The organism is Amycolatopsis ultiminotia, from assembly GCF_039536925.1.
Classification (GTDB): Bacteria; Actinomycetota; Actinomycetes; order Mycobacteriales; family Pseudonocardiaceae; genus Amycolatopsis; species Amycolatopsis ultiminotia.
In genome coordinates this window covers 1-9867 of the sequence record NZ_BAAAZN010000044.1, presented here as the reverse complement: position 1 = coordinate 9867, position 9867 = coordinate 1, and the positions used below count along the sequence as shown (strand labels likewise).

The following is a 9867-nucleotide window of genomic DNA, read 5'->3' as shown; positions in this document are numbered from 1 at the left end:
CTCAACCCACCGCTCCAACTCCACCGCACACTCCTCAACCCGCGCAGCAAAAACCGGAGAACACTCCAACAACTCCCGACCCATCCCCAACCACTGCGCCCCCTGACCCGGAAACACCCACACCACCTTGCCCGGGGCACCCGACACAGGCACCCGGCCCGTCACGACGCCCGGCGCATCCTCCCCCCGTGCCAGTGCAGCCAAACCGACTCGGGCCTCCTCCGCCGAGTCCGCCAGCACCACCGCACGCTCGCCAAAGACCGCACGGCCCGACACCAGCGCACCAGCCACCCCAGCCAACGACACCCCAGAATCCACATAGGACCCCAGACGTTCCGCCTGACCAGCCAACGAACCAGCACTCCGCGCCGACACCACCAACGGCACCACACCACCCGACACCACCGCACCCGACACCGAATCCTCAACAGCACCTTCCTCCAGGATCAAATGCGCATTCGTCCCACTAATCCCAAACGACGACACACCCACACGACGCGGCCGACCACCCCGCGGCCACTCACGCGCCTCCGTCAACAACTCCACCGCACCAGCCGACCAATCAACCTGCGTACTCGGCTGATCCACGTGCAAAGTCGGCGGCAGAACGCCATGCCGCAACGCCTGCACCATCTTGATCACACTCGCCACACCCGCGGCGGACTGCGCATGCCCGATGTTCGACTTCAACGAACCCAGCCACAACGGCCGCTCCGGATCGCGGTCCTGACCATAAGTGGCGAGCAAAGCCTGCGCCTCGATCGGATCACCCAACGCAGTCCCCGTACCATGCCCCTCCACCGCGTCCACATCGGACGGAGAAAGGCCGGCGCCGGACAAGGCCCGGCGGATCACCCGTTGCTGCGACGGGCCGTTCGGCGCGGTCAACCCGTTCGACGCACCATCCTGATTCACCGCGCTGCCACGCAACACCGCCAGGATCCGATGCCCACGCTCGCGCGCCACCGACAGCCGCTCCAGTACGACGATCCCGACGCCCTCGGCCCAGCCCGTGCCGTCGGCGCCGTCCGCGAACGCCTTGCACCGTCCGTCCCCTGCCAGACCACGCTGGCGCGAGAACTCCACGAAGGTGCCGGGCGTGCCCATCACCGTCACGCCGCCGGCCAGCGCCATCGAACACTCGCCCTGTCGCAGCGCCTGCCCGGCTAGGTGCATCGCCACCAACGACGACGAACACGCCGTGTCGATGGTCACCGCCGGCCCCTCGAAACCGAACACATAGGACACCCGCCCCGATGCCACACTCGACGCGGCCGCAGTGCTCGCGTAGCCCTCCAGCTCCGAGGCAGCCGCGCCCATTCCGTAGCCCTGGTTGGAAACCCCGGCGAAGACGCCGACATCGGTGCCCTTCAACGAGACCGGGTCGATCCCCACGCCCTCCAGCGCCTCCCACGACGTCTCCAGCAGCAACCGCTGCTGCGGATCCATCGCCAACGCCTCCCGCGGCGAAATCCCGAAAAACCCGGCGTCGAACTGCCCGGCCCCGGCCAGGAATCCGCCCTGGCTGGTGTAGGACGTCCCGGAGCGGTCCGGTTCCGGGTCGAACAAGCCCGCCAGATCCCAGCCCCGGTCCTCGGGGAAGGGAGACATCCCGTCCCGGCCCTCGGCCACCAACCGCCACAGGTCCTCGGGATCCGCCACCCCGCCCGGCAGCCGGCACGCCATGCCCACGATGGCGATCGGCTCACCGGGATCCGCGGCCGCCGCGGGCACCGCGGGCGTGCCCGCCACCGTGTCACCGAGCTCGGCACGCAGGTAGCGGGCGAGCGCGACCGGATTCGGATAGTCGAAGACGAGCGTCGCCGGCAGCTTCAACCCGGTCGCCGCGCGCAGCCGGTTCCGCAGCTCCACCGACGTCAGCGAGTCGAAACCGGCGTCCTTGAACGCCGTGTCCGCGCGGACGGCGTCCGCTCCGGTGTGTCCGAGCACGAGCGCAACCTGGCCGCGAACCACTTCGAGCAGCAGGGTCTCCTGCTCCGCCGCGGCGAGCCCGGCCAGCTGCCCGGCCAACCCCTTGTCCACTGTGGAAGCGGCACGGGCCTGCTGCCTGCCGGCGCGGACCAAGCCACGCAACAGGTGCGGAACCACGCCACCGGCACGGGTCTTGTGCAGGTCGAGTTTGACCGGGACCAGCTGAGCCCCGGCCACGCTCAACGCGGCGTCGAACAGCTCCATGCCCTCCGCGGGCGAGATGGCCAGTACACCACCGCGGTTCGCGCGCGCCTGGTCGGCGTCGCCGAGGTGCGCGGTCATACCGTCGGTCTGCTCCCACAGGCCCCAGGCCAGTGCCGTTCCCGGCAGGCCCGCGGCACGGCGGTTCTCCATCGCCGCGTCCAGGTAGGCGTTGGCGGCGGCGTAGTTGCCCTGGCCGGCCGAGCCGAAGACACCCGACGCGGACGAGAACACCACGAACGCGTCCAGCTCCAGGTCGCGGGTCAGCTCGTCGAGATACCGCACCGCGTCCACCTTCGGCGCGAACACCCTGGCCAGCCGCTCCCGGGTCAACGACTCGAGCACACCGTCGTCGAGCACCCCCGCCGTGTGCACCACGGCGGATGGCGGGTGCTCGGCCAGCAGCGCCGCCACCTGCTCGCGGTCGGACACGTCGCACGCCACCACGGAGACCGCTGCGCCCTGCCCGGTGAGTTCGGCCGTCAGCTCGTCCATGCCCTCGGCGTCCGGGCCCCGCCTGCTGACCAGCACCAGCTGCCGGACCCCGTGCCGGGCCACCAGATGCCGGGCCACCAGTGCACCCAGCGATCCCACACCCGAGACCAGGACCGTCCGTTGTGGACCGAACACGGCGGGCAGCTCGGACGGCTCGGACGGCTCGGCACGGGCGAGGCGAGGCGCACACAGCGCGGTTCCCCGGATGGCGACCTGGGGTTCACCACACGCCAGCACCGAAGCCAGAACCGGCTCCGCGCCGCCTTCGGCGTCCGGATCGAGGTCAAGCAGGACGATCCGGTCCGGGTTCTCCGCTTGGGCGGCCCTGAGCAGTCCCCACACCGAGGCCGCGGCGGGATCACTCACCACGTCGCCGTCGGCGGGCACCGCACCCCGGGTCACCACCACCAGGCGCGACTCCTCGGAAGCGGTCCCCGCCAGCCAGGCCTGAACGATCTCCAGTACCCGCGAAGTCACGTCCAGCGCGCCGTCCTCAGCACCGACGGCTTCGTACAGCACTGCCGGGGGCGTGCCGTCGGCCAGTTCCGAGACTTCATCGGGGGTCGCCACTGCCACCCAGGACGGCACGGAGGACGCCTCGACCGCGGACAGTTCGATCCACTCCAGCCGGAACAGCGAGTCGCGGTTGTCCGCGGCGGCGGCACCGAGCTGTTCGGTGGATACCGGGCGGGACACCAGCGAGTCTGCCGTCAGCACGAGACCGCCTGCCTCGTCCGCGGTCTCGACCGACAGCGCGTCCGGACCGCTCGGCGCGAGCCGGACCCGCAGCGCCGAAGCACCCGCGGCGTGCAGAACCAGGCCGTTCCACGCGAACGGGAGCACCGGCTGTCCGGGTTCGGCCTCCGCCGCGGCACCGGCCATACCTGCGTGCAGGGCCGCGTCCAGCAGTCCGGGGTGGATGCCGAAGCCGGCCGCCTCCGCACGCTCCGCTTCGGGCAGGGCGACCTCGGCGAACACCTCGTCGCCGCGCCGCCACACCGCCTGCAGTCCCTGGAACGCCGGCCCGTACGTGTAGCCGCTTTCGACGAGTCCGGCGTAGAAATCCCCGACCTCGACCCGCTGCGCACCGGCCGGGGGCCAGGCGGTGAAGTCGAATCCCGGTGCCTGCTCGGGCGGCCTTGCCGACAGGAATCCGCTGGCGTGCCGGGTCCACACCTCGGTGCCGGCGTCCTCGCGCAGCGAGTACACCTCGACGGTGCGTGCACCGGTCTCCCCCGCCGCTCCCACCGCGACCTGGATCCGGACTCCGCCGCGTTCCGGGACGACCAGTGGCGCCTCGATCACCAGTTCCTCGAGGACCGGGCAGCCTGCCTCGTCACCCGCCCGGACCGCCAGCTCGACGAGCCCGGTACCGGCAACGAGCACCACCCCGCCGATGACGTGATCGGCCAGCCACGGATGCGACCGCAACGACAGCCGCGAGGTGAACACCAATCCGTCCGACTGCGGCAGCCGGACCACCGCGCCCAGCAGCGGGTGATCGGCCGCCACCTGCCCGAGCGACGCCGCATCCGTCGCCTGCGCGGTCGGCTGGAGCCAGTAGTGCCGCTGGTCGAAGGCATACTTCGGCAGGTCGACCCAGCCGGTCGCGGGGGACAGCATGGCCGACCAGTCCACCGGCACACCGCGGACGAACAACTCGGCCACTGCAGCGATCAGCGCCGGCTCCTCCGCACGGTCGTCGCGCAGCGCCGCGACACAGGTCGCCTCGTCCGCGGTCTCCTCGACGAGAGCGGTCAGCGCCGCACCCGGGCCCAGCTCCACGAACAGCGATCCGCCATCCGCCACCGCGGCCGCGATGCCGTCCGCGAACCGCACCGGCCGCCGCACGTGCTCGGCCCAGTACTGCGGATCGGCGAGCTCACCCGGCTCGGCGATCCGGCCGGTCACGTTCGAGACCACCGGGATCTCCGGTTCCTGCCACTTCACCTCGGCCAGCTCGGCGGCGAACTCCGCCAGCATCGGCTCCATCCGCGCGGAATGGAAGGCATGCGAGACCACCAGCTGTTTCGTCTTGTGCCCTCGTTCCCGCATCCGGCCCGCGGCCGCGAGTACCGCGTCTTCGGCACCGGAGAGCACCACCGCCGACGGACCGTTCACCGCGGCAAGTTCCACGCCGTCGCCGAGCAGCCCGGCGACCTCGTCCTCGGTGGCGGCGACCGCGGCCATCGCCCCGCCCGGAGCCAGCGCCTGCATCAGCCGTCCCCGCGCCGCGACGATCCGTGCCGCGTCCGGCAGCGAGAACACGCCCGCGACGTGCGCGGCGGTGATCTCACCGATCGAGTGGCCGATCACCACATCCGGCCGGACCCCCCAGGATTCGGCCAGCCGGAACAGCGCGGTCTCCACCGCGAACAGCCCGGCCTGCGTGAACACCGTCTGGTTCAGCAGCCTCGTGCTGCCCGCAACCTTGCCCAGTACGACATCCCGCACCGAGTGGCCGACCCATCCGGCCAGGAACGCGTCCAGCTGCTCGCAGGTCTCTTCGAACGCCGTCGCGAACACCGGATACCGGTCGTAGCACTCCCGGCCCATCCCGAGCCGCTGCGAACCCTGGCCGGGGAAGACCCACACGACCTTGCCCGGTGCAGCCGAACCGGTCACCACGCCGGGCGCACTTTCACCGCGCGCCAAGGCATGCAATCCGGCCAGTGCTTCCTCGTCCGATCCCGCGACCACCACCGCGCGGTCGTTCAGCAAAGCCCGGCCGGACAGCAGCGCGCCGGCCAACCGCGACAATGTCGTCTCGTCGTGCTCGAGCAGTTCCGCGAGGCGTCCGGCTTGAGCGGCCAAGGAAACCGTGCTTCCGGCCGACACGACCAACGGCACCGGTCCGGCGGGTGCGGCGTCCTCGGCGGGAGGCTGCTCCGGGGGCGCCTCCTCCAGCACCAGGTGTGCGTTCGTCCCGCTGATCCCGAACGCGGACACCCCGGCCCGGCGCGGCCGTCCGTCGCTCGGCCACTCCCTGGCCTCGGTCAGCAACCCGACCGCACCCGAGGACCAGTCCACCTCCGGGGTCGGCTCTGCCACGTGCAGGGTCGGCGGCATGACGCCGTACCGCAGGGCCTGCACCATCTTGATCACCCCGGCCACGCCTGCGGCCGCCTGCGCGTGACCGATGTTCGACTTCACCGAACCGAGCCACAACGGCCGCTCCGGCTCGCGCGCCTGGCCGTAGGTCGCCAGCAACGCCTGCGCCTCGATCGGGTCACCCAGCGCGGTTCCGGTGCCGTGCGCCTCCACGATGTCCACATCGGACGGCAGCAGTCCGGCACCGGACAGTGCCTTGCGGATCACCCGTTGCTGCGACGGTCCGTTCGGCGCGGTCAGGCCGTTCGATGCACCGTCCTGGTTCACCGCGCTGCCACGCAGCACCGCCAGGATCCGGTGGCCACGCTCCTGCGCCACGGAAAGCCGCTCGAGCACGACCACCCCGGCGCCCTCGGCCCACCCGGTACCGTCCGCCGTCGAAGAGAAGGCCTTCGACCTGCCGTCGGCAGCCAGCACCCGTTGCCGGGAAAACGCCACGAAGGTGCCGGGCGTCGGCATCACGGTCGCGCCACCGGCGAGCGCCATCGAACACTCGCCGGCACGCAACGCCTGTGCGGCGAGGTGAATGGCCACCAACGACGAGGAACACGCGGTGTCGACCGTGACCGCCGGACCTTCGAGACCGAACACATAGGACACCCGGCCGGACGCCACGCTGGACGCCGCACCGATGCCCGAAAAGGCCTCCAGCTCCGGGGTGATCGCGCCGGCCCCGTAGCCCTGGGTGAACACCCCGGAGAACACTCCGACGTCGTTGCCCTTCAGCGACAGCGGGTCGACACCGGCGTCTTCCAGTGCCTCCCACGACGTCTCCAGCAGCATTCGCTGCTGCGGATCCATGACCAGCGCCTCGCGGGGCGAGATCCCGAACAAGCCCGCGTCGAACAGCCCGGCGCCGCGCAGAAAACCGCCCTGTGTGGTGTAGGACGTTCCCGGGTTGTCCGGATCCGGATCGAACAGGCCGTCCAGCTCCCAGCCGCGGTCGTCGGGGAAGTCGGAAAGCGCGTCGACCCCGTCGGCCACCAGCCGCCACAGATCCTCGGGTGAGGACACGTCGCCGGGGAACCGGCACGCCATACCCACGATGGCCAGCGGCTCGTCGGCGTGCCGGGCACCCTGCTTGCGCAGGCTGTGCAGTTCGGCCGTGACCCGCTTGAGGTACTTGAGGAGCTTTTCGTCCGTGGCCATTCTTGGATCCTCACAAGGTATTGATGGAACGTCCGTCGCGAACCGGGTCAGGCGATCCCCAGTTCCTCGTCGATGAAGTCGAGGACTTCCTCGGCGGAAGCGGATTCGAGTTGCTCCGCGGCCGTGGAAACTTCCGCCTGTTCAAGAACTCCGTTGCACCTGGCCACCAGACCTTGAAGACGAAGCGTGATACTGGTTTTCATGGACTCGTCGAGAGTCAGCCTGCTGATCAGCGACTCGACGTCCTCGAGCTTTTCGTGCACGAAGGACAGCGAGTCGCCACTGATGCCGAGCTCGTCGCGCAGGTGCCGGGCGAGGACCAGCGGGGTCGGGTAGTCGAAGGCCAGCGTTGCGGGCAGCTGCAACCCGGTCGCCGATCGCAGCCGGTTGCGCAGCTCGACCGACGTGAGGGAGTCGAAACCGGCGTCCTTGAACGCGGTGTCCGCCCGGACCCCGTCCGGCCCGGAATGTCCGAGCACGGTCGCGACCTGACCACGTACCAGATCGACGAGCAGCGCCTCCTGTTCGGCTGTGGCAAGACCGGAAAGCCGGTGAAGCAGATTGTTGTCCACTTCGGACACATCCTGCGCCTGCTGCCGTCCGGCCCGGACCAGTCCACGCAGCAGATGCGGCACCGCCGTACCGGAGCGCGCCGCACGCAGGTCCAGCTTCACCGGCACCAGCAGCGCCTCCTCGTGCCCGGTGGCCGCGTCGAACAGGGACATCCCCTCTTCTGCGGTCATCGCCTGGACACCACCACGGCTCATCCGTGCCTGGTCGGCTCCGCCGAGGTGCGTGGTCATGCCGGTGGCCTGCTCCCACAAACCCCACGCCAGCGACAATCCGGGCAGACCCGCCGCCCGGCGCTCGGCCATCTTCGCGTCGAGGAATGCGTTGGCCGCCGCGTAGTTGCCCTGCCCCGGCGAGCCGAACACGCCGGATCCCGACGAGAACACGATGAACGCGTCGAGGTCCCGCTCCCGGGTCAGCTCGTCGAGATGCCGCACCGCATCGACCTTCGGCGCGAACACACCGGCCAACCGCTCCGGAGTCAACGCACCGATCACGCCGTCGTCCAGCACTCCCGCCGTGTGCACCACGCCGGTGCAGTGGTGCTCGGCCAGCAAGGCGGCCACCTCGTCGCGTTCGGACAGATCACAGGCCACAACGGACACTTCCGCACCTTGACCGGTGAGGTCGGCGACCAGGTCCTCGGCGCCCTCGGCGGCCGGGCCCCGGCGGCTGGCCAGCACCAGATGCCGGACCCCGTGCCGGGTGACCAGGTGGCGCGCCATGACGCCGCCAAGCACGCCCGCGCCGGAGACGAGGACCGTCCCTTCCGGATCGAACACGGTCGACTCGGCGCGGTTTTTGTCACCGGCCCGAACCAGGCGCGGTACGTGGAAGGACGTTCCCCGCACGGCGACCTGCGGTTCGGCGCAGGCCAGCACCGAACCCAGCACGGACTCGATCCCGTGCCCGGAGGCCGGGTCGAGGTCGACCAGCACGATCCGGCCCGGGTTCTCCGCTTGCGCGGAACGGACCAGCCCCCACCCCGCGGCCGCAGCCGGATCGGTCACCGTCACGCCGCCGGCGGGCACCGCACCGCTGGTCGCCACGACCAGTCGCGAATCCTCCGGTCCGGGCCCGGCCAGCCACGCCTGGAGCACCTCCAGCACCCGGGAGGTCACCACCAGCGGGGAATCCTCGCCGCCGTCGACCTCGAGCACCGCAGTCGCGCCATCGGCCAGCGTAGCCAGCTCGTCCGCGGTCGCCACCGCCGACCAGGACGGCGGCGTTTCGGCTTGAACCGGCGGAAGTTCGGTCCAGTCCACTTGGAACAACGAGTCGCGGGTTTCCCTCGCAGTGTTCAGCTGTCCGGCGGAGAGCGCCCGAAGCGCCACTGCGTCCGCCGAGGCCACCAAGTGCCCAGTGCCGTCGGCCGCGATCAACGACACGGTGTCGGGTCCGTTGGCGGCCAGCCGTACCCGCAGCACCGACGCACCCGCGGCGTGCAGCACCAACCCACGCCATTCCAGGGGTTGCCGTAGTTGTGCTCCGTCCTCGGCCGGCAAGGCCGGGTGTAGTGCCGCGTCCAGCAACGCGGGGTGGATGCCGAACCTGCCGGCCTCCGCACGCTGCTCGTCGGGCAGGGCGACCTCGGCGAAGATCTCGGCATTGTCGCCACTGCCGCGCCGCCACGCCGTCTGCACGCCCTGGAACACCGGCCCGTAGTCGAACCCTTGCAGGGCAAGGTCTTCGTAGATTTCCCCGGCGCCGACCGGCTGCGCGCCCGATGGCGGCCAAGCGGTGAAGTCGAATTCGGCGCCGGCACTCGGCGTCGCCGAAAGCACCCCACTGCCGTGCCGGGTCCACACCTGCGTGTCTCCGTCAGGCTGGGAGTACACGTCCACCGTGCGCGAACCGTTCGTACCCGGCGCGCCCACCGCAACCTGGACCCGAACCCCACCACGCTCCGGGACCACCAACGGCGCCTCGATCACCAACTCGTCCAACACCGCACAACCGGCCTCGTCACCAGCCCGCACGACCAACTCCACCAGCCCGCTGCCGGGAAGGACGACCACCCCGTCGACCGCGTGCTCAGCCAGCCAGGGCTGCGCTGCCAAGGACAACCGCGAGGTGAAGGCCAGGCTGTCCGACTGCGGCAACCGCACCACCGCACCCAGCATCGGATGGTCGGCAGCGACCTGCCCCAGAGACGCCGCATCGGTCGCGGACTCAGTGGGCTGGAGCCAGTAGTGCTGGTGATCGAAGGCATATGTCGGCAGGTCGACCCGCCTGGACGGCGGCAGCACCCCGGACCAGTCCACCGGTACACCACGCACGAACAACTCGGCCATCGACGTCAGCAACCGCCGCAAACCACCGTCATCACGCCGCAACGACCCAGTCACC

At 70.6% G+C, this 9867-nt stretch carries 2 protein-coding genes; both read right to left on the bottom strand.

Annotation, left to right across the window (positions count from 1 at the left end; translation table 11 throughout):
* Positions 1–6948, bottom strand: a 6948-nt coding sequence (locus tag ABD793_RS42385) for a type I polyketide synthase (RefSeq protein ID WP_344869531.1), incomplete at its 3' end; no start/stop codon positions are given.
* Positions 6949–6995: 47 nt separating this feature from the next.
* Positions 6996–9867, bottom strand: a 2872-nt coding sequence (locus tag ABD793_RS42380; protein WP_344869530.1) for a type I polyketide synthase, incomplete at its 5' end; no start/stop codon positions are given.